Origin of the sequence: Deminuibacter soli (assembly GCF_003412455.1) — a bacterium.
In the GTDB taxonomy this organism is placed as follows: Bacteria; Bacteroidota; Bacteroidia; order Chitinophagales; family Chitinophagaceae; genus Deminuibacter; species Deminuibacter soli.
In genome coordinates this window covers 117,241-140,335 of the sequence record NZ_QTJU01000003.1, presented here as the reverse complement: position 1 = coordinate 140,335, position 23,095 = coordinate 117,241, and the positions used below count along the sequence as shown (strand labels likewise).

At 47.1% G+C, this 23,095-nt stretch carries 16 protein-coding genes; 9 read left to right on the top strand and 7 right to left on the bottom strand.

The genetic code is table 11. The features are described 5' to 3' along the window. Positions 1-1,371 carry a sigma-54-dependent transcriptional regulator gene (locus DXN05_RS10890; RefSeq protein WP_116847285.1) on the bottom strand — a complete coding sequence of 457 codons (1,371 nt, stop codon included), beginning with the start codon at positions 1,369-1,371 and terminating at the stop codon, positions 1-3. A gap of 181 nt (positions 1,372-1,552) precedes the next feature. Between DXN05_RS10890 and DXN05_RS10885 the strand changes: the two genes are divergently transcribed. From DXN05_RS10885 to DXN05_RS10875, 3 genes are all read left to right on the top strand, one after another. Beyond that, complete coding sequence (locus tag DXN05_RS10885; protein ID WP_116847284.1) at positions 1,553-1,996, top strand: hypothetical protein; 444 nt, start codon at positions 1,553-1,555, stop codon at positions 1,994-1,996. A 150-nt stretch (positions 1,997-2,146) separates the two neighbouring features. Next, positions 2,147-2,845, top strand: coding sequence for an ABC transporter ATP-binding protein (locus tag DXN05_RS10880; protein ID WP_116847283.1), 699 nt, complete (start codon positions 2,147-2,149; stop codon positions 2,843-2,845). Positions 2,846-2,894: 49 nt separating this feature from the next. Further along, positions 2,895-5,297 (top strand): ABC transporter permease, encoded by a 2,403-nt coding sequence (locus DXN05_RS10875; RefSeq protein WP_116847282.1) that lies wholly within the window; start codon positions 2,895-2,897, stop codon positions 5,295-5,297. 131 nt (positions 5,298-5,428) lie between these two features. Here the strand turns inward: DXN05_RS10875 and DXN05_RS10870 are convergent, their stop codons facing one another. Next, positions 5,429-5,980, bottom strand: coding sequence for a hypothetical protein (locus tag DXN05_RS10870; RefSeq protein ID WP_116847281.1), 552 nt, complete (start codon positions 5,978-5,980; stop codon positions 5,429-5,431). Positions 5,981-6,338: 358 nt separating this feature from the next. On the opposite strand from DXN05_RS10870, the gene DXN05_RS10865 reads away from it, so the two are divergent. Beyond that, positions 6,339-7,553 carry a TCR/Tet family MFS transporter gene (locus tag DXN05_RS10865; protein ID WP_116847280.1) on the top strand — a complete coding sequence of 405 codons (1,215 nt, stop codon included), beginning with the start codon at positions 6,339-6,341 and terminating at the stop codon, positions 7,551-7,553. Between the two features lie 300 nt (positions 7,554-7,853). Here the strand turns inward: DXN05_RS10865 and DXN05_RS10860 are convergent, their stop codons facing one another. Both DXN05_RS10860 and DXN05_RS24660 read right to left on the bottom strand, forming a co-directional pair. Further along, on the bottom strand, positions 7,854-8,291 hold the full coding sequence (locus tag DXN05_RS10860) for a c-type cytochrome (RefSeq protein ID WP_245975183.1): 438 nt from the start codon (positions 8,289-8,291) through the stop codon (positions 7,854-7,856). Between the two features lie 156 nt (positions 8,292-8,447). Further along, positions 8,448-8,765, bottom strand: a complete 318-nt coding sequence (locus DXN05_RS24660; RefSeq protein ID WP_158559211.1) for a YtxH domain-containing protein — start codon at positions 8,763-8,765, stop codon at positions 8,448-8,450. A gap of 129 nt (positions 8,766-8,894) precedes the next feature. On the opposite strand from DXN05_RS24660, the gene DXN05_RS10850 reads away from it, so the two are divergent. Then, on the top strand, positions 8,895-9,701 hold the full coding sequence (locus DXN05_RS10850) for a 5'-nucleotidase, lipoprotein e(P4) family (RefSeq protein WP_116847278.1): 807 nt from the start codon (positions 8,895-8,897) through the stop codon (positions 9,699-9,701). A gap of 158 nt (positions 9,702-9,859) precedes the next feature. Here the strand turns inward: DXN05_RS10850 and dnaK are convergent, their stop codons facing one another. Further along, entirely contained in the window at positions 9,860-11,773 is a 1,914-nt protein-coding gene (dnaK, locus tag DXN05_RS10845; protein ID WP_116847277.1) for a molecular chaperone DnaK, read from the bottom strand. A gap of 242 nt (positions 11,774-12,015) precedes the next feature. On the opposite strand from dnaK, the gene DXN05_RS10840 reads away from it, so the two are divergent. After that, complete coding sequence (locus tag DXN05_RS10840) at positions 12,016-14,502, top strand: DUF5686 and carboxypeptidase-like regulatory domain-containing protein (RefSeq protein ID WP_116847276.1); 2,487 nt, start codon at positions 12,016-12,018, stop codon at positions 14,500-14,502. A 66-nt stretch (positions 14,503-14,568) separates the two neighbouring features. On the opposite strand, the gene DXN05_RS10835 is transcribed toward DXN05_RS10840, so the two are convergent. Then, entirely contained in the window at positions 14,569-15,093 is a 525-nt protein-coding gene (locus DXN05_RS10835) for a GtrA family protein (protein WP_116847275.1), read from the bottom strand. 118 nt (positions 15,094-15,211) lie between these two features. Between DXN05_RS10835 and argS the strand changes: the two genes are divergently transcribed. Beyond that, on the top strand, positions 15,212-17,149 hold the full coding sequence (gene argS, locus DXN05_RS10830; RefSeq protein WP_116847274.1) for an arginine--tRNA ligase: 1,938 nt from the start codon (positions 15,212-15,214) through the stop codon (positions 17,147-17,149). A 252-nt stretch (positions 17,150-17,401) separates the two neighbouring features. Here argS and glgB read toward each other — a convergent pair whose 3' ends face one another. Next, a complete protein-coding gene (gene glgB / locus DXN05_RS10825; protein WP_116847273.1) occupies positions 17,402-19,384 on the bottom strand; it encodes a 1,4-alpha-glucan branching protein GlgB in 1,983 nt (660 codons plus the stop codon). A 149-nt stretch (positions 19,385-19,533) separates the two neighbouring features. On the opposite strand from glgB, the gene DXN05_RS10820 reads away from it, so the two are divergent. After that, the gene (locus tag DXN05_RS10820) at positions 19,534-22,308 is read left to right on the top strand and encodes an outer membrane beta-barrel protein (protein WP_158559210.1); all 2,775 of its coding nucleotides are present in this window, start codon (positions 19,534-19,536) and stop codon (positions 22,306-22,308) included. A gap of 11 nt (positions 22,309-22,319) precedes the next feature. Further along, positions 22,320-23,081, top strand: a complete 762-nt coding sequence (locus DXN05_RS10815) for a GLPGLI family protein (protein WP_245975182.1) — start codon at positions 22,320-22,322, stop codon at positions 23,079-23,081. Positions 23,082-23,095: the final 14 nt, after the last annotated feature.

Here is a 23,095-nt window from a genome sequence, read left to right as displayed (position 1 = left end):
TTATAAGTTAAACTTTTCCATTCTCCTGTACAGGGCTGCACGTGTTAATCCCAGTTCTGTAGCGGCTTTGCTGATATTGCCTTTGTGCTTGTCGAGGGCCTTGCGTATCATCAGCTGTTCCATTTCTTCCAGGTCAAGATTGTCAACAGGCACTTTAATGGTCTGCTGCACCTGTTTAATGCTGATATCTTTTTCCGTGATCTCTTCTCCTTCTGCCATAATCACGGCACGTTCTATCACGTGTTGCAATTCCCGCACATTACCCGGCCAGTGGTAATGCAGTATGGCAGCCATGGCATCTTTGCTTACGCTTAATTGTTTGCGGTATTTGGTGTTATAGCTGGCAAGGAAATGCTGCACCAGCACCGGTATATCTGCTTTACGGTTACGCAGCGGCGGCAGGCGCAGTTCAACGGTATTAATGCGGTACAGTAAATCTTCACGAAACTCCCCCCTGCCCACCATTTCCTCCAGCGGCATATTGGTGGCGCAAAGCAAACGTACATCTATACTCCGCTCTTTTGATTCACCCAGCCTGGTAACGGTTCTGTTCTGCAATACATGCAGCAGTTTGGCCTGCAGGTGTAATGGCAGGTTGCCGATTTCATCCAAAAAAATGGTGCCGCCGCTGCACAATTCAAAACGGCCTGCACGGTCTTCCCGCGCATCGGTAAACGCACCTTTGGCATAACCGAACAGCTCGCTTTCAAACAGCTGGTTGCTGAGCGATCCGAGATCTACGTGCATAAACACTTCGCCTGCGCGTTCACTTAACTGGTGTATTTCCCTGGCCACTACCTGTTTGCCGGTTCCGTTTTCACCCAGTATCAGTATATTGGCGTCTGTCGGCGCTACTTTGCGGATGGTAGCCAGCAGCTCGCGCATTTCTCCTGCCTCGCTCATTACAAAGTCAAACCCGCGGTGCATATCTTTCTGAATTTTCTCCTGCACCTGCTCTGCTTTTTCCAGTTTGGTATTGCTGGTTTTAAGCTTGTAGGCGGTGGTCATGGTGGCAATCAGCTTTTCCACGTTCCATGGTTTCAGCACAAAATCGGTGGCGCCTGCTTTTAAACATTCCACAGCAAGCTCCACTTCACCATATGCGGTCATCAGTACAACAATGTATTTGGGATTAATGCTGAGTATATGTTTCAGCCAGTATAAACCTTCCTTGCCGGTATTTACGCCCTTCTGGTAGTTCATATCGAGCATAATGATATCGAAGTCGTTCCTGCTGAGCAGCTCATTCAATTCCTTGGGACTATCGCAAACCGTAACGCTGGCGAAATATTGTTTTAACAGCAACCTGGCAGATACCAGTATGTCCACATCATCATCAATCACCAGAATATTGGCAGGTAATTTCTTCATAAGACAGTTATAGTTCAATATAAATAGGGCAATGTTTCAAAAGCGAACAACCCGGTGTACGCTTGTGAAACAACCGTAATGGCTGAAATTAAACCATTTCTGCTGACTACCAAAACATTACAACCGGGAAAATTTATGGCATCCCTTTCGGATCATTCATACAAACACAAAATTAACTTGTATGAAAAAGCTTATCCTTTCTGCACTCTTTATCGCAGCCATGACTACCGCTGTATTTGCCGCAGCAGACGGCAATGCCAAAGCCGGTGTACGTTTTAAAGCCGAATATCCTGCTGCTACCAATGTTAACTGGCGCACCACTGATGATTATATCAGCGCAGAGTTTTACGTAAACAATGAAAAATTCAACGCTTATTACGATAGCAACGGCGACAAAATTGGCAGCTCACACAAAGTTACCCTTGACCAGTTGCCTGCACCCGGACTGGAGCAGTTAAGCAGCCGCTACAAAGGTTATACACCCACCGAAATCATCGAATATACACACAGCAACAACAAAGTATCTTACTTCCTGGCACTGGATAAAAAGGGCGTAAAAATAGTGGTGCAGATGCTACCCGATGGCACTGTCAATTTCTTTAAAAACGTTGCCCGTGAACAATAAGCATTGTTCAGAAATGGACAGAACCATTGTTCAATAGCGGACAATTGCGGCGGGATATTCTTAAAATTAACATTGATAATCAATTAAATAAACATTATAAAACGAACAGGCATTTTATTGGTGGTATAAAGCGCAAAATGCACAGCGCACATGATTGACCTCAGGCAGTTAAGTAAAATTTACCGTACAGACAGGGTGGAAACCGCCGCCCTCACCAACATTAACCTGAAAGTGGCGGCAGGCGAATTTGTAACCATCATGGGATCATCGGGCTGCGGCAAAAGCACTTTGCTCAATATTATCGGTCTGCTCGATGCACCGGCAGCAGGTGAATATCATTTTAACGGCAAGGCATTGCATGGCCTTAGTGAAAAAGAAAAAACAGCTTTCAGAACAGCGAACATCGGGTTTATATTCCAGAGCTTTAACCTGATAGACCGCCTTACCGTTACTGAAAATATTGCCTTGCCGCTGTATTATGCAGGTGTTGATGCAGCAGAACGTAAAGAACGTGTGGCGAAAATACTGGCGCAGTTAAACCTGTCGCACCGTGCGGCGCATCATCCCAAACAATTATCAGGCGGCCAGCAGCAACGTGTAGCCATTGCACGCGCACTCATTGGCAAACCCAGGCTGATACTGGCTGATGAACCAACCGGCAACCTCGATAGTGCAAACGGTAACGGTGTAATGGAAATGCTGTGCGATTTAAATGATGCAGGTACTACGGTGATCATGGTTACCCACTCGCAGCACGATGCAGGCTTTAGCAAGCGGATAATTTACATGAAAGACGGGCAGATAGTAACGGAAAAATTCAACAGGAACGTAAGCGCCGCACTGGTTTAATTGCTTAACACAACTACAGTTATCCCGCACGCACCAAACCACTAACAGCATGTTCAGAACCAACCTTAAAATAGCCTGGCGTAATCTTGTCAACAACAAAATATACAGTACTACCAATATCGGCGGGCTCGCAGTAGGCATCTCGGCATTTATTATGATGCTGCTGTATCAAACCCATCTCGCCAGCTTTGATGCATGGGACAGCAGTTTCAAAAACGTATACGAAATACGTATACAGGAACACAGTAAAAACCGGGTGAATGAAGACTTGTCCCCTTTGTTAATTCCCCTGCTGCAGCAGAAATGCCCGGAGATAGAGGCCGCAACAAGGGTTAATTCCAATAGCAGCGGAGAATTGCTGCGCGTGGGCGACATACGCATTTACCAGGGCGATATTGTGAGCGTTGACAGCACCTTCTTTGAGGTATATCCATTGCAACTGAAAGAAGGCAACAGAAATACAGCACTCAACGATCCGCACAGCATGGTGATTACAGAAGAAGTGGCAAAGAAATTCTTCGGCAACCAAAATCCCATGGGTAAAGCCATCCGCTTTGATGAAACACAGGATTACATTGTCACCGGCATACTGGCTCCCGCAAAAGGCCCCACCAATATTGACATCAGTGTTTTAAAGCGTATTAAAGTACCCGGCTGGGCAGGCTGGGGTAATTTTGCCTACAACTGCTTCGTAAAGCTGAAACCCGGTACCAATACCAAACTGTTTGCTGAAAAAATCACCAATATATACTTTGATGCAGCTTATGATATTCTGAAACGCTGGTACAAATGGCCTGATGACCGCAAGCAGTATATGCGCATCCCCAAGCACGATGCACTGGATGTAATTAATGTACCGGCGCTCTCACTGGAACATGCAAAAATGCAGCTCTTTGTGTTGTCGCTGTTGTCAGCTGTAATTGTTGTGGTAGCCTGCATGAACTTCACCAACCAGTCAATCGCCAATTCAGACAGCCGGGCAAAAGAAATAGGCATACGCAAAGCCCTGGGCGCTATGCGCGGCAGTCTTACCAGCCAGTTTTTAATAGAAACGCTCTTGCAATGCACATTTGCCGTGCTGGTAAGTTTTATACTGGTTGAATTGCTACTGCCTGCATTCAACCAACTTACCTGGAGTGATATCAAATTGCTGAAATACTGCACACAGCCGGGTTTTGTGAGTAAGATATTGCTTACCCTGGCTGCCGTTACATTGCTGGCAGGTATTTACCCAGCCTTTTATCTTTCCGGCTATAAACCTGTGCTGGTGCTCAAAGGCATATTCGATCGCGGCACCGGCGGCATGCTGCTACGCCGCTTTTTACTGAGCCTGCAGTTTGTATTCTCCGTAACATTTGTCATTGCACTGGTTATTATATCCAGGCAAACCAGTTTTATGCAGCACTACGATCTTGGTTTTAAGCCGGAAGAAGTAACTTACATACAAATCAAGGAAGACAGCACCGGCGCGCATTTCGATTATGTGCAGCAGCAACTGTTACAGATACCGCATGTAAAAAAAGTGGGCTTTACCGACTTTGCGCCTTTCGTAGATGAAGGGGGCAACTACACATTGTATTCTTACCAGGGCGCGCAGAAAGACCTTCGCTTTATCAACATCAGCAGAGACTTTTTTGCTGCCATGGGCGCAACCATTATAGACGGGCGCGACTTTTCTGCAGCCACGCCGAGTGATAGCACGCAATCAATTATCGTAAACGAAGCGTTTGTGCATGCGTATAATATGAAAGGGTCTGCTGTTGGACAGCTTGTTACCGAAGATTTTTATCGGGTATCCTCAACAAGCAAGCCCAACCCGCACCAGTACCGCATTGTAGGTGTGGTAAAAGACTTTATGATACTCGGTTTTGAAAAAGGCATTGAACCCATCATCTTTTACAACAACGCCAAAAGCGCCTATTATGCAGTGCTGAAAAGCGACCAGCGTTATATCAACGAAACCATGCGCAGTGTAACCGCTTTGTGGAAGAATGTTGAGCCCGCCCACCCTATCCTGATGTCTAACGTAAAAAACAGTTTCAGCAAGGTAATCGGCCTGTACGACCGGCTGCAGAAAGTAGTGTACGTGTTTGCCGTGGTTACCATCATTATTGCACTGGTGGGCCTGCTGGCACTGGTAGCCTATAATTTAAAACGGAGAATGAAAGAGATCGGCATACGCAAAGTAGTAGGTGCATCGCTGGGCGATATTCTGCAGATGCTCAATGCCGAGTTCCTGGGTCTGCTGCTGGTAGCTAACCTGTTTGCCTGGTTTATCGCCTATGTACTCATGCGCAGTTTTTTAAACGAGTTTGAATACCGCATACCCATGCCCTACTTTGTATTCCCTGTTGTAACCATTTGCTCCGCTGTGTTAACCATTGTAATTATTTCCATGCGCGTAATGAAAGCCATTCGCACCACGCCTGCAGAGGTGTTGAAGTATGAGTAATAAAGAGAAAGTTTAAAATAAAATTGCCGGCAGGCTTGTACGAATACAGCTTGCCGGCTTTTCTCATGTACATTATCAGGTGTTATCAAAAGCCCGCGCCGGCACGGCACGTTGTATTTATCGGGAATTGGCTATACCGCTACTGCATGTGCCACGCTCAATGATTCTTCACTGCTGAATAAAACGGCAGTAGTGTTTAGCCAGTGTTGCAGCGCATCATACAGGGCCTGCTTGGCATGGTCAATCGCATCTTGCTGCGACAGGCCGCCGGCATCATCCGGCTCAAACCATGGACTGCTGTAAGCGGCTATGGCAGTGTATTGTTCGTAGGCTCCTTCCAAACCGGTGTCAGGATAAAAATACTCCGTCAGGTTCATCATACTGTCTACCAAAGCAAATCCCTTGGCCACATCCATTTGCTGGTATACCATTTTGTGTATATAATACCGTAATAAACGCAATAAAGCTGCTTTAACGATGGGTTCTGTTATACCCAGTTCGCTGAGTGCTGCCGTGTACAGCTCACTCAGCTGCAAGGGGTGCATGTTGCGGCCTTCACTGGCCATTTGGTGAAGGATACCTGATTTATACCCCTCTTCAGTTCCGGTTGCTGCCGTTTGTATAAGGTCTCTGGTTAAAAGAACACCTAATTTGTGTGCGGCGATTCTTTGTTTGAAATTCATAGAATTATTGTGATTAAGGCTGAAGACACCTAGTGGTCAATTTGCTTGCCAAAGGCCGGATAAAATGCCCGGCAAGGCTAGTTCAGGCTGTTCATTTTCCAGGAACGGCGGATATGGGGAAAATATTCTCAGTATAACAAGCAGGTCGGCAGAGAAAGAAACATATAAATTAAAATTATAAAATAGCAGCGACCTGCTTCAATAATCTTTTTTTGAAAGTATAAAAAAGTAACAATCATCAACTTATTGACAGAATAAAGGTATCCTGAACAAACGGTCAACCTATTTTGACGTTTGACAGGTTTCAACAGATGGTTTGCAGGTTTTCGCATTACTTTGCAACCAATTTTACAGCGTTATGCGAACCAAGAAAGAGGCGGCCCTTGGCTTTATTTTCATCACCATACTGATTGATGTTACCGGGTTGGGAATCATTATACCAATTTTACCCGAACTGCTGGAACATATGATCAAGGGCGATTTGAGTAAAGCCGCTGTATACAATGGCTGGCTTACGTTTGCCTATGCTGTTATGCAATTCAGTTGTGCTCCCATTTTGGGAAACCTGAGCGATAGATTTGGGAGACGACCCGTTTTGCTACTTTCCCTTCTTGGGTTCGGCATCGATTACCTGTTCCAGGGTTTTGCGCCAACCATCGGCTGGTTATTCGTAGGCCGTATTCTTGCAGGCGTTACCGGCGCCAGTTTTACCACCGCCACCGCTTATATCGCCGATATCAGCACGCCTGAAAAACGCGCACAGAATTTCGGACTGGTAGGCGCAGCATTCGGACTGGGTTTTATTATTGGGCCCAGCATCGGCAGTTTCCTGGGGCACCTGGGTTTGCGGGTACCATTTTTTGTGGCAGCAGGTTTAAGTCTTTGCAACTGCCTGTATGGTTATTTTGTACTGCCCGAATCCTTATCCAGGGAAAACAGGCGGCCTTTCAGCTGGAAGCGGGCTAATCCCATCGGTTCGTTTTTCGTACTCGCCAGGTACCCCGCCATCCGCAGCATGGTTGTTTCGCTGGTGTTAATTTACATCGCCGGGCATGCATTGCAAAGCACCTGGACTTATTACGGCATGCTCAAATTTGGCTGGGATAAAATATGGGTAGGTATTTCCCTTTCTTTTGTGGGTTTAATGGTGGCGCTGGTGCAGGGCGGCTTAATCCGTGTGATTATCCCTGCAATTGGTCAGCACCGCGGTGTGTATGTAGGTCTTTTGTTGTATGCAACCGGCATGCTGCTGTTTGCCTTTGCTACAAAGGGCTGGATGATGTTTGCATTTATCGTGATTTATGCGCTCGGCGGTATTGCCGGCCCTTCCATACAAGGTTTAATTACCGGTAAAATTCCACCCAACGAACAGGGCGAACTGCAGGGCACGCTTACCAGCCTGGTAAGTTTAACCGCTATCGTTGGCCCGCTCATGATGACCAACCTGTTCTCTTTTTTCACCACGCCCAACGCTCCCATCCAGCTTCCCGGCGCTCCTTTCCTTGCCGGAGCAGCACTTGCCCTGATAAGTGCATTGCTGGCGTACAGGAGTTTTAAGAAACATGAAGTGTGAGGGAGAGCGAGAATCGTCAGTCGTCAGTCGTGAGTGGAAGAACCGACGAGAATCGAGAATCGACAGTCGAGACGATCTGAGCGAGTATGATTGATCGAAGCGAATTATCGGTTATCGGGTTTGGTATCACTTCTGCCGCAGGTGACAACCAGTAAGCTATCAGCTAACCGCCTGAAGCTTGCAGCTGTTTTCGAGTGTGTTGGCTCATACGCCGCAGGCGTTTAGCACAAACAAGCTAATTGCTAAAAGCATATCGCTATCAGCTAATAAAAAAGCGCCGTATTAAGGCGCTTTTTTATTTTATTTCGTATTTGCCGGCGCTTCTGTTTTGCCTGCTTCTTCGGGATGTGCATCGCCGTGGTGGCAGGTGTTACAGGTTACGGCGCGGAGCGTGTCCGGGCGGTCGGAATTTTTGAAATTGAAATATTGTTTGTTGATGTCGGCAGTCATGCGCATCATGTGACGGGCAATTTCTTTTTCGGGTTTGTCATCGCTGCCGAAATCCAGTTTGGAAGGATCAGTTGCGCGCGGTGCATGGCAGAAACTGCACTTAACACCCAGTGATACTTTAAATTCGTCCATGATGGCATCAAGGCTGTCACGGCTGATATTTTCAGGTAATACTTTCAAATTTCTTTTGCGCGGCTGCTCGTAAGGGCGGTAAGCTGCCACACCCAGTAAAACACATCCACTCAATGCGAGCGTGACCATTATCTTTTTGCGATGCAGTTGTAACATACGTTTGGTTTGAAATTGGAAATTAAGGGAAAAACGTTGCATGACAAAATTGTGACAAATCAAATAGAGCTGTAACTCAATAATTTGTCGGTGAACAAGCATAAAAAACCCGGCAGGTTGTTTTGCCGGGTCTCAATAAATTCTTCAGTTGTTGCATTAAATACCCGCAGGCTGCTCTTTTACCCCGTTTTTTACGTGGTTGTAGCTGTTGCGGCTGGCTTCAAGTAAGGTAAGCACCCTTGAACGCACATCTTCGCGCATGCCATCTACTTCATGTTCAAAAATGTCTTTCAATTCATCCAGCTCATCGCCAGCTGTGCCGCGCAGACGGCGGAGTTTGCGTTTCAGGTTTCCTGCCGTATCTGCTAATTTCTGACGGGTTTCATCGCCTGATGCGGGCGCCACAAGTAAGCCTATGGCCACACCGGCAACCAGGCCAGACAATGTTCCTATTAAAACTTTTTGTACGCTCATTGCATTTGTTTTATAAGTTAACGATGCAAGAAAAAATCCAATAACCTTGCCAGAAACAGTTCCCCGATTGTTACCCATATTGCACAATCCACCGCCGGTACTTATTTTAGCGGCCTTAACATTTCCGATATGAAAAAATACACCGTTCTTTCCGCTGCCCTTATTGCGCTTGCTGCCTGTTCCACTGCACATAAAACAACATCCACTGCTACCCAATCCGGTGTAACCGTTGATGGCAAGCTATGGACCTCCCTGTTTCAGCAGCGCGCAGCCGAATACAAGGCGCTTTGTTTCCAGGCGTACAATATTGCCACCTTACGTTTGAATGAATCTTTACAACAGTCAACCGCCAAACCCAGGGCAATTGTTACCGACCTGGATGAAACAGCGTTGGACAATAGTCCGTTTGCAGTGCACCAGGGTTTGCAGGGCAAGGTATATGAATCAGCTGCCTGGGCACAATGGACAGCCATGGCCGCTGCCGATACGCTTGCCGGTGCTGTTACCTTTTTCAAATATGCAGCAGCCCATAATGTGGAAGTGTTTTACATTACCAACCGTGCTGAAAGTGAAAGAACAGCCACCCTGCAAAACCTGCAGCGCTATGGCTTTCCCTATGCCGACAATGCGCACCTGGTACTAAAGCCAGATAACGTAGGCTCAAGCAAGGAACCGCGCAGGCAGGCCTTGTCTCAAACACACGACATCATTCTGCTGCTTGGCGATAACCTGGGCGATTTCAGTGCCCTGTTCGACAAAAAAGAAGAAGCCGAACGCCTGCAGAATACCATTGCCAGCGCTGCTGATTTCGGGAAGAAATTTATTGTATTACCCAACGCCAACTACGGCGACTGGGAAGGCGCACTGGCACATTACCAGCGCCTCACCCTACCACAACAGGATTCCCTGGTAAAGGCATCGGTGAAGGGGTATTAACATCAATGTGCTAATTTGAAAGTTTGAAAATGAGGAAACAATGGCTAATGGATGCATTGTTGATTCGCTGAGATAGTCTCGATGTGTCGACTGTCGATTCTCGATAAAAAAAATCCCCGACCAGATGGCCGGGGACTTTTTTTATAAGTAAGCTGTTATTACTTCACTTCTTCAAATTCAGCATCGGTAACAGTATCGCCTGTGTTAGCTGCATTGCCGTTTGCTGCGCCTGCATTGCCATTATCACCGGGCTGTGCGCTACCGGCTGCCTGCTGGGCTTTGTAGATTTCTTCGCTGGCGGCTGTCCATGCATTGTTCATTTCTGTCAATGAACTGTCGATAGCAGCAGCATCCTGGTTTTTGTGTGCTTCTTTCAGTTTGGTTAAAGCAGCTTCAATCGGTGCCTTTTTATCGGCAGGGATTTTATCGCCAAACTCTTTCAGCTGCTTTTCTGTCTGGAAAATCAGGCTGTCGGCCTGGTTCAGCTTTTCTACTTTTTCACGTGCTTCCTTATCGGTTGCTTCGTTGGCTTTTGCTTCGGCTTTCATTTTTTCAATTTCTTCCTTGCTTAAGCCGCTGCCTGCTTCGATACGTATTTTCTGTTCTTTACCGGTGCCCTGGTCTTTTGCACTTACATGCAGGATACCATTGGCATCGATATCGAAGGTTACTTCAATTTTAGGAACACCGCGTGGTGCCGGTGGTATACCGTCGAGGTTAAACATACCGAGGCTTTTGTTCTGCGCAGCCATCGGGCGTTCGCCTTGTAAAACGTGGATCTGCACACCAGGCTGGTTATCGCTGGCTGTTGAGTAGATCTCGGTTTTCTTGGTAGGAATGGTGGTATTGCTGGCGATCATGGTAGTCATAACACCACCCATGGTTTCGATACCCAGGTTCAGCGGGGTAACGTCGAGCAGCAATACGTCTTTTACTTCACCGGTTAATACCGCACCCTGGATAGCAGCACCAATGGCTACCACTTCATCGGGGTTAACGCCCCTGTTGGGTTTTTTACCAAAGAATTTTTCTACAATTTCCTGTACTTTAGGAATACGTGTAGAACCACCCACCAGGATCACTTCATCGATGTCAGCAGCATTGTAGCCGGCATCTTTCAATGCAGCTTCACAAGGTTTCAGGCAACGTGCAAACAGGTTATCGGCCAGCTGCTCAAATTTGGCGCGGCTCAGTTTTTTAACCAGGTGTTTGGGCACACCGTCGATAGCGGTAATATAAGGCAGGTTGATTTCTGTTTCTGAAGAAGAAGAAAGTTCGATTTTTGCTTTCTCAGCCGCTTCTTTCAAACGCTGCAGCGCCATCGGGTCTTTACGCAGGTCAACGTTTTCATCTTTTTTGAATTCGTCAGCCAGCCAGTCCATGATCACTTTATCAAAGTCATCACCACCCAGGTGCGTATCACCATTGGTTGATTTTACTTCAAATACACCATCACCCAGGTCAAGTACAGAAATATCGAAAGTACCGCCACCGAGGTCGAATACAGCGATTTTCTGTTCTTTGTGTGCTTTGTCCAGGCCATAAGCCAGGGCAGCAGCAGTAGGTTCGTTCACAATACGGCGAACATTGAGACCGGCAATTTCACCGGCTTCTTTGGTTGCCTGGCGTTGTGCATCGTTAAAGTAAGCAGGCACGGTAATTACCGCTTCTGTTACTTCCTGGCCCAGGTAATCTTCTGCTGTTTTTTTCATTTTCTGCAGAATCATCGCAGAGATTTCCTGTGGGGTATATAAACGTCCGTCAATATCTACACGAACAGTATTATTGTCACCTTTGGCTACTTTATAAGACCAGTGGCTGATTTCTTCAGTCACTTCGTCGTAACGGCGGCCCATAAAACGCTTCACACTCATGATGGTGTTGTGCGGGTTAGTGATCGCCTGACGTTTAGCCGGATCACCTACTTTACGCTCACCATTTTTAAGGAATGCAACCACAGACGGCGTAGTGCGGCGGCCTTCATCATTGGCGATTACCACCGGCTCATTACCCTCCATAACAGCTACGCAGCTGTTGGTTGTTCCCAGATCAATTCCGATAATTTTTCCCATATAAATAGTCTACTTTAAGGTTAGTACATTCAGGTTTCCGTTTTGTTGGTCAATCATTATGCCATCGCACCAATGAATGCAAAAATGGCAGTTCCGGCGCTAATCCGGGCTTTGCGGCTTACGCCATGGCAGGTTATTATTAAAACAGGTATAAAAGACTGTCATTGTGTTACATTATTAATAAATTCCATTAATTTCATTTCATACAAACCCGCTGCTTGAATACCCCAACCCACTCCCGCTTGCGCCCATACCTGCTTATTACATGGCTATTACTGCTTTGCGGAACGATGCATGCCCAGCACAAAGCCATTTCCGGAAAAATTGTAAACCGCTTTAACCGCGAACCTGTAGCTTTTGCCAGCGTGTACTGGAAACAGGCAGGATTTGGCTGTGTGAGCGACAGCAACGGTGTGTTTACCCTGCGTACGCCTGTGGGCACCGATACGCTGGTGATCAGTTTTGTAGGATATGCCACGCAAAACCTGCCGTCAGCCTATGTTTTAAATGCCCCCGAATTGCTGGTACAGCTCGAAACCGAAGCGCCCAGGGAAACGGCCGTGGTAAAAAGCAAGTTCAACAAGGGACTGCGCTGGTGGCGTGCCCTGGTGCAGCATAAGGTAGCCAATACGCCCCGCAATTTCAGCCTGTATTACTGCGAGCTGTATAATAAGATGGAACTGGACATCTGTAATCTGGACAAGGAGCAATTTGAGAAAAGAAAACTGTTGCAGCCGCTCGCGTTTGTGTGGAATAATGTGGACAGCACCAGCGACACGCATCCGTTTATACCGGTGTTTCTGACAGAAGCGGTATCTGATTACTATACCAGCGCCAATCCTGCCAAAACACGCGAAGACATACGGGCGCTGCAAACCAACGGTATTAAAAATGAAACGGTGCTGGAATACATGGGCGGACTAAACCAGAAAATAAACGCCTATGACGACTACTTCATCATTTTCGGGCGGGAGTTTATCAGTCCCACCAGCAAAGCAGGCGATCAATACTATAATTATAAGGGCGCCGACACCCAGACCATTGGCGGCGAAAAATACTTTCACCTGTTGTTTACCCCGAAACATGCGGGCGAAAACGTGTTCAGCGGTGATTGCTGGCTGCACAGCGGCACCTGGGCACTGCAGAAAATAACCCTCGAAACAAAAGACGGCATCAACATCAACTTTGTACAGCGCATGAGCCTGGTGCAGGAATACAGGCGCCTGCCCGGCGGAGAATGGGTGGTGGCGAAAGACAAAGCAGTAGTATCCCTTTCTCCTTTCAGCAAAAACAAATTATCCTTTACCGGCCGCAAAACCTGGATCTACAGCAATATCCGGCTAAACCAGCCATTTATTGCCGACAAGCTGGAACGGCAAACCAAAACCGAACAGGTAACCGTGGCTGACAGTGCCATACTGGCCGGAAAAGCCTACTGGGCGCAGCAACGGCCGGAAGCCCTTACTGTAAACGAACAACACGCCGCGCACCTGATAGACACCTTGCGCGAACTGCCTGCCTTTAAACGCCTCAGCAATACGGTAACATTTGTAGTTGACGGACATAAGCAATACGGTAAAATAGAAATAGGCCCCTGGTACCAGTGGTTTAGCCGAAACCAGCTGGAAAATACACGCCTGCGGTTTGACCTGGGCACCACCGCAGCCTTCAGCGAAAACCTGCGCCTGTATGGCTACCTGGCCTATGGTTTCAGGGATGCGAAATTCAAGGGAAAGATCGCCGCCTCCTTCAGCTTTCCCGGTAACCACCGCTGGACGATTGCACCTTCCTATGTGCACGACCTTGACAATGGCCGCACCCGTTTTCATGATGAAGAAATTGCCACAGACAACCTGTTCAGTCAACTGTTGCGCAGGCAACACATACCCCAGAAATTCCTGGGTATTGATCAGCTGAAACTGGCCATCACCCGGCGATTCAGCAGTGATTTTTCTGTGCAGACGCATCTTTCGCGCAGCAATTATGAAACCTTTCACCCATTGCCGCCCAAACAACAGTTTTCCTTACTTACCAACGGGGAAGTCACCAATACCGAGGCGGGCGTACTGTTTCGCTATGCGCCGGGCGAGAAAACCATTTTTACGCACCGCAACCAGCATAAGCTGAAAAGCAACCTGCCGGTAACCGAGCTATCGTACAGCTTTGCCATACCAGACATGATGCGCAGCGAGTACCATTACCAGAAAATAGGCATCAATATCAGCCAGCAGTTCAGGCTGCCACGCTGGGGACAGGTGACTTATATGGCTTATGGGGGCAAAATTTACGGCAAACAGGTGCCGTTTATGCTATTGGAGATACATCCCGGCAACGAAATATATTATTACAGCAAGGATGCATTCAACCTGATGAACCGGTTTGAATACATCAGCGACCGGTATGCAGGCATTAACCTGGAGCACAACTTCGACAAAAAGCTGCTGAACCTGCTGCCGTTTATGCGCAAGTCAAAAATGCGCCAGTTCTGGAACATCAAAACCGTTTGGGGCGATCTTGGTTACAGCAACCGGCTGTTCAACCGTATTGAGTTTGGCAGTTACCACCTGCGCTCCCTGAAAGGCCATACCTACACCGAACTGGGCACCGGCTTCGACAATATTTTCCGCTTTTTCCGCATTGACGCTGTATGGCGCATGGTGCCCCCCGCCGTATCCCAACCCGAAGTCCCGGCGTTTGGGGTGTTCGGGAGTTTTAAGCTGCAGTTCTGAGGAAGATGGTTAAAGGGTAGATGGTTCAATGGTTTCCAACAATAAAACTATCGAACAATCAAACCATCAATCAATCTTCTTCCTGATAAACGACCTTTCACTAAAAGAGAAATGCCGCTGGGAAAGATAACTGAACGTGGTTACTACAACGGTAATGATGACTTTGGAAATGGTGGGATACCAGCCGAAATGGTCAACGAAGAGTTTCAGGAGGGCATAGTTCATGAGCAGGCAAATAACTACTACCAGGAAATAACGCGCCAGCTGTACCCTTTTGCTGGTGGCGGTTTGCTGCCATACCACGTAACGGCTTAGGTAAAAACCTACCGGGAAGCTTACGCCGAATGCCACGAACAGGGCGGCAATATGCGGCGTCATAGGAAAAGGGCCGATTTGCACCACATCCTGCTTCAGCACGTGTACAATATAGTTGTTGACAAGGGTAAAAATGGAGATATCCAGCGCTACGTTAAAACCACCGCAGGCTGCATACCGGAAGGTTTGCAGCGGCATCAGCTTTTTGAAAAGCGGGTAAAAGGCATCGATAAAGCCTAGTATAAGCGTGCGTATGCGGGCATGTAGCTGTTTCATGGATGCCGGCGAAAATAAATAAAAATTGCAGATTGCGCACATCACCCACCCCTAACCGACGACCGGTTACTTGGTTCTTGCTGCGCTTTCAGTATTTTTGCCGGCCAAATAAAAAATCATGAGTGTTGTTGCTGCTATAAAACAGGTTTCTGCGCAGGCTATCAGGGAATTGTACCAGTATGATATCCAGGAAAACGAAGTGTTGGTGAATGCTACCAAACCTGAGTTTACCGGCGATTATACGGTGGTGCTGTTTGCATTTGTTAAACAGCTCAAAAAAAAGCCCGATGTGCTGGGCGCAGAACTGGGTGAATACCTGGCAAAACAAAACCCTGGTCTGTTCAGCGGTTTCAACGTCATCAGCGGCTTCCTGAACCTGGAAATAACCGCAGCCTGGTGGTTGCAGTTTCTGCAGCAGCAATACAATAATTCCGCCTTTGGCACCGCTACACCACGCGGCGAAAAGGTAATGGTAGAATACTCCTCTCCCAATACCAACAAGCCTTTGCACCTGGGTCACCTGCGCAATAACTTCCTGGGCTGGAGCATTGCCGAGATTTTAAAAGCCAATGGCAACGAAATAGCCAAGACCTGTATTGTTAACGACCGCGGCGTACACATCTGCAAGAGCATGATTGCCTGGCAGCGTTTTGCCAACGGCGCTACACCCGAAACCACCCATGAAAAAGGCGACCATTTTGTAGGTGATTATTATGTGCAATTCAACGATGAGCTGAAGAAACAGGCTAAACCGATAGCTGATGCTATTTACGCAGGTAACGCAGCAAGCCTGCTGAGCGAAGCAGAACAAACGCTGGCTACCAAACACCTCGAAAAAATAAACCAGCTGGAAGGTTTGCTTGCAGACCCCGCTAAAAACGAGAAACAGAAAACATCCCTCAACGAAAAAATAGCTGAAGAAAAAGAAGGCATCAAAGACATTGCTGAAAACGCAACCGAAATCATGAAGGCCACCAAGCAGATGCTGGTTGACTGGGAAAATGGCGTGCCCGAAGTAATTGATCTGTGGAAACGCATGAACAGCTGGGTGTACGCAGGTTTTGATGAAACCTACAAACGCATTGGCAGCGACTTCGATAAAATATATTACGAAAGCAATACCTACCTGCTGGGTAAAGACCTGGTAGAGGAAGGCTTGCAGAAAGGGGTGTTTTTTCAGAAAGAAGATGGCAGTGTGTGGATTGATTTAACAGCTGATGGTCTTGATGAAAAGCTGGTAAGAAGAAAAGACGGCACTTCGGTATACATTACCCAGGATATTGGTCTGGCAGAATTGAAACAGAAAGAATTTAACGCCAGCCAGAGCATTTACGTGGTAGGCGACGAACAGAACTACCATTTCAGGGTACTGAAGCTGATTTGCCAGAAACTGGGGCTGCCTTCTGCAGATGGTATTTATCATTTAAGTTATGGCATGGTTGAATTACCTACCGGTAAAATGAAAAGCCGTGAAGGCACAGTGGTAGATGCAGATGACCTGGTAGCTGAAATGGTAAATATCGCCAAACAGCGCACCGAAGAACTGGGCAAGGTAAAAGACTTTACAGAAGCTGAACTTACCGAACTCTACGAAACCATTGGCCTGGGGGCGCTTAAGTTCTTCCTGCTGCGTGTAGATCCTAAAAAGAAAATGATCTTCAACCCTGAAGAAAGCATCGATTTTCACGGGTTTACGGGGCCGTTTATACAATACACACACGCGCGTATCAAAAGCATACTGCGTAAGGAAAATGCATGGCCGGGTGTTGATGTAAGCAATGAATCACTGCTGCCGCTGGAAAAGGAAGTAACAGTGCAGCTGGAGCAATTCCCTGTTGTAATTAATGAAGCAGGTACAGAACATGACCCTTCCAAAATTGCCATTTACGTATTTAACCTGGCGCAGGTATTCAACTCATTTTATACTGCGCACAGCATTGGTAATGCCGAATCGCCTGCTAAAAAGCAACTTCGCCTGCAACTGGCGCAGTTAACCGCGCAGACCCTGAAAAATGGCATGCAATTGCTGGGCATACAGGTACCGGAAAGGATGTAATCGTAGCCATCATTCGCGAGTGATTTGTCCGAAGGGCTCCTTTGGAGAGCGGGTACCAATTTCGAGAATCGAGAATCGACAGTCGAGATTATCTTAGCGAGTGCGATTCATCTTAGCGAGGATATTAAAGCCCGCAGATAACATACAACATGTTACCTGCGGGCTTTTGTTTTATCCGCTTCGATGAATTGAACAATGAAACTATTGAACGTTGTAAACTTTAAACTTCAAACTCGAAACCTTTAAACTGCGTTACTTCAGCACAATCCCCGCCAATGGCGGCAGGTGCAGGCGCAGGCGGTATTCGCCGGTGTTTTTATCGATGGGTTCACACTGAATGTCGGGGTTATATACATTACCTGTACCCCAGAAATCAGTGCTGTCGCTGTTAAACACTTCTATCCATCCAGGTTTGCCAAACACGGTTACCTCCCAGTTCTGGCGCACTACCGGTGTCATGTTCAGCACCACGAGCACGTCGTCTTCAGGATTGTGCCCTTTGCGTTTAAACACCATCACGGCTTCGTTGCGGTGGTTCAGGTCAATCCATTCAAATCCTTCGGGTGAAAACTGTTTTTCGTGCAGGGCAGGCAAGTCGCGGTACAGCTCGTTGAGGCGCTGCAGGCAATACTTCATACCACCATGACTGGGAAACTGCAGCAGGTTCCATTGCAGTTCGCTTTTGTAATTCCATTCACTGGTGGCCGCAAATTCATTGCCCATAAACAAGAGCTTGGCACCAGGGTGCATGTACATATAGGTATACAGCAAACGCAGGTTTGCAAACTTCTGCCAATCATCCCCAGGCATTTTATAAATCATGGGGCTTTTGCCATGTACTACTTCATCATGACTTAATGGCAACATAAAGTTTTCGTTGCGGTAGAAATACATCATGCTGAAGGTAAACTCATCCTGCTGTGAAGGACGGAACAATGGGTCTTTCTTGAAGTAGTTGAGTGTGTCGTGCATCCAGCCCATCATCCACTTCATGCCAAAGCCCATGCCTCCCTGGAAGGTAGGCCGGCTGATGGAAGGCCAGTCTGTAGCTTCCTCGGCAATGGTTTGTATATCGGGAAAATCGCGGTACAATGTTTCGTTCAGGTCTTTGATAAAAGCAATGGCTTCCAGGTTGCCGTTGCCGCCATAACTGTTGGGTTCCCACTGGCCGGCATTACGGCTGTAATCGAGGCGCAGCATTGATGATACAGCATCTACCCGCAGCCCGTCGGCATGAAATTTCTCGCACCAGAAACGGGCGTTGCTGATGAGAAAGCTTTTCACTTCTCCCCGCGCGTAATTGAATATATACGAGTTCCAGTCGGGGTGATAGCCTTTGCGCATATCGGCATACTCATAGGTATGTGTGCCATCGAACATAAACAGTCCGTGCGCATCATACGGAAAATGTGAGGGCACCCAATCGAGTATTACGCCAATGCCTGCCTGGTGCAGTGCATCAATTAAGCCCATGCAATCCTGCGGGTTGCCAAAGCGGCTGGTAGGTGCATAGTACCCGATGCCCTGGTAACCCCAGCTGCCATCGAACGGGTGCTCCATAATAGGCATCAGCTCAACATGGGTAAAACCCATTTGTTTGATGTAGGGCACCAAACGTTCGGCTATCTGTGCATAGGTGTTATAACTTTCTTCGTTGTTTTTATCCGGCCGCATCCAGCTGGCAAGGTGCAGTTCATACACAGACCATGGTGCATCAAGCGCATTGTGCTTGCTGCGTTGCTGCATCCAATCGGTATCCTGCCAGTTGTAATCCAGGCCCCAGGTAATGGAAGCGGTTAAAGGGCGCAGTTCCCAGAAATGCGCATAGGGATCTCCCTTGTCTATCTGCAGTCCCTGGTAACCGTGCACATGGTATTTATATACTTCGCCCGCGTGTACATTGGGGATAAAACCCTCCCATATGCCCGAGCGGTCGAGCCGTACAAACAGCTGGTGCGATTCTTTGTTCCAGTCATTGAAATTGCCGGTAACACTTACCTGTGTGGCATTGGGTGCCCATACGGCAAAATAAGTACCCCATTGCCCCAATACCTGCAATTGTTTATTACCTAAAAGCAGGTATAGACTGTAATGGGTGCCGTTTTGAAAGTTGCGGATATCCTCATCGGTAAACAGGGAGTAATTCCACACAGGCCGCGATGCATCTACAAAGTGGATGTCTTCATATTTAGGTTGCGGTGCAGGTGTTGCGGGTTCGTTATTTTGTGTAGACATAATTGAAAGGATGAGGCTTATCCTGTTTAACGTAAAATTAGGATGAGTGGTTTTATTTTTCTCAACTATTTATGGAAATTGGCGCCGAATGCATCTTTCAACCGAATCATCAATCCTTTTCTAACCGGAAACCAACACTGACTAAACTTATGAGGCAACTGACCCTGCTACTCCTATGTGTGTGCAGCATGCTATACAGCCATGCACAGCAACGCGCTAACGTTAAAGGTTCCATAGCTGACACAACCGACAAATCCAACCTCAGCAACAGCACTATTTCATTGCTGCGTGCAAAAGATTCCATTCTTTACAAATTTACCAGGGCCGATAAACAGGGCCATTTTCATTTTGCCAATGTAGATACGGGCAAATACGTATTGCTTACTACCTACCCGGGTTATGCGGATTATGTTGACCAGCTGACGATAACCGGCAGCGACATTAATCTTGGCAACATCAGCATGGTGCAAAAAGCCAGGCTATTGCAGGAAGTAGTAGTAAGGCAAACAGTCAGCGCCATTAAGGTAAAAGGTGATACCACGGAATTTACCGCAGACAGTTTTCATGTAAAGGAAAACGCCAATGTGGAAGACCTGCTGAAAAAGCTGCCGGGTATACAGGTAGACAGCAAGGGGAATATCACCGCGCAGGGTGAGAAAGTAAAAAAAGTTTTGGTAGACGGTGAAGAGTTCTTTGGCGACGACCCTACCCTTGTTACACAAAACCTGCGCGCAGACATGATTGACAAAGTGCAGGTGTATGATAAAAAGAGCGACCAGGCGGCTTTTACCGGTGTGGATGATGGCCAGAAGGACAAGACCATTAACCTGAAACTGAAAGAAGACAAGAAACGTGGCTATTTTGGCAAACTGGCTGCCGGGGCAGGCTTAAACGGCTTTCACGATAACCAGGCAATGTTTAACAAGTTCAGGAAGAAGGAAAAGATAGCGGCGTATGGCATTGTGAGCAATACCGGTACTTCCGGGCTTGGCTGGCGCGACAGGGATAATTACGGCAGCGGCAGGGATAATATGGAATACGATGATGTATCAGGGTTTTACTATTCCAGCGGCAGCGGTGACCCGTTAGATTCATGGAACGGCAGCTACAATGACGCAGGTTTGCCACTAGTGCAAAATGGCGGTTTGCATTACAACAATAAGTGGAATGATGATAAGCAGTCTGTTAACCTCAACTACAAGCTGTCTAAGCTGATGGTTGATAACCTGGAAACCAATAATTCAAAAAACATACTGCCAGGCAATGTAAACTACAGCAACAGCCGCACCAGCTCTGCCCATTCCATGACACGCAACAAAGGCAACGGCGCTTACGAAGTGCAACTGGATTCAAGCTCTTCTGTTAAAATAACAGCTGAAGGCAGCACTGCACATAAAATAGCCGGCAACAGTTCGTTTACTGAAACACTGCGGGAAGACAGCTCGATGCTTAACAACAGTACCAAACGCACCACGTCAACAGGCGATAACAAAGCATTTAACAGCTCCATATTGTGGAAGAAAAAATTTAACAAGAAAGGGCGCACCATTTCCTTTAACCTGAAGCAGAACTACACCAATGATGATTACAAAGGGTACCTGTATGCTGTCAATAACTTTTATACAGATACGGCCAATCCCACGCAAACCATCACCGACCAGTATAAGAAAAACGACAGTAAAAACATGCAGGTGAGCGGTAAGATTACTTATACCGAACCCATTACGCAATACGGTACACTGGTAGCCAATTACGCGCTGGCCGTAAGCAACAGCTCTTCTACCCAGTTGTCATTTAACAAAAATGAAGGCAAGTACAACCAGCTGGATTCTACCTACAGCAACGATTATGACTTTAATGTATTAACCAATCGCGGCGGGCTGGCATACAACTATACCCGTAAAAAGCTGCGTACGTTTATCGGTACGGATGTAGGATTTACCAATTTCCACCAGAAAGACGAAATGCACGGTGTTTCAACCGAGCGCAGCTTTGTAAACTGGTACCCGCAGGCCCGTATTGGTTACAGCTTTACCAACCAGCGCAGGCTTAACCTCGGTTATAACGGCAGCACACAACAGCCCACCATACAGCAGATACAGCCGGTGAAAAGCAACGATAACCCGCTGAACATTGTAGCCGGTAATCCTGACCTGAAACCGGCATTCAGGCATAATGTGAACATGAATTTCTTTGATTATAAAGTCCTCAGTGACCGCAGCATATGGATGGGTGCCAACTATTCAGTTACCGAAAATGCCATTACCAACAGCACCTATACCGATTCTGCCGGCCGTACCACTACGCAGGCCATCAACATCAATGGCAATAAGAATTACAATGCCTACCTTGACTATGGCTTTAAATGGAAAAAGCCTGATTTGTACCTCGGTTTCAGAGCCAATGTTGATGGCTCGCGGTATGTGGGTATTGTAAACAACCTTCAGAATATCACCAACAGCAACAACTACAGCGGTACATTCTCTACCTCCAAATCGAAGGATAAGAAGTATGAAGTGAGCCTTGAAGCGACAGCTACCTACACCAACAGCACATCATCCATACAAAAAGACAATACCACCAAATACTGGATCTATTCCATTGAACAGAATTCAGAAGTGGAACTGCCCTTTAAATTCACTGCTCACAGCAGCATCAGTTATACCATACGCCAGCGTACGCCTGAGTTCAGCGGCAGCAACAATGTATTTTTGTGGAATGCATGGCTGGGCAAAAAACTGCTGAAGAAAGACAACCTGCTGATTAAAATATCCGGCAACGACCTGCTGAATAAAAACATCGGCTTAACCAGAACCGTAAACAGCAACTATATTTCCGAATCGCGTTACCAAACCATCCGCCGTTTCTTCCTGTTATCCATTGTGTGGAATTTCAGCAATAACGGCGCCGGCCTGGCCAAATAAAACAACGTACAATGAAAAAGACAATACCCGCCATTAAACTGGCCTGCTTTCTGATAACATTGGTGCTATTGTTTATCAACATCATCAGCCACGCGCAGAATGCTGCATTTATAACGGAAGGCCGCATTGAATTTGAGAAGAAATTCAACCTGCATTCCCTGTACACCGGGAACGACAGCTGGATGGAAGAAATTAAGAAAACAATCCCGCAGTTTAAAACCACGTATTTCGATCTCACCTTCAGCGGTAATAAAACCCTGTACCAGCCAGGTCGCGATGTTCCGGAGAACGCCAGACTGTGGTCGCTGCCTGCGGAGGAAAACATTCATTTCTGCGATTTCGACAGCAGTATGGATATTGCCCGCAAAGTGGTGTATGAACAAACCTTTCTTATCAAAGACAGCACCCGCGCCATAAAATGGAAGATCACCGATGAAACCCGCAACATTGCCGGCTTTGAATGCCGAAGGGCCAATGCAGTGATCATGGATTCGATTTATGTAGTGGCTTTTTATACCGATGCCATCATTACGCCGGGTGGCCCTGAATCGTTTAACGGCTTGCCGGGTATGATACTGGGTCTTGCGCTGCCGCATAACCACGTAACCTGGTTTGCCACAAAAGTATATGCGGAGAAAATAAATGCGGCCACTATTAAACCGCCTGTAAAAGGCAAGAAAACAGCCACTGCGGCTTACCAGTCAGCCATTATGGAGGCGATGAAAAACTGGGGAGATTATGGAAAAAAATCAGTGTTTGCGGCAATGCTTTGAATATGCTGCGTAGT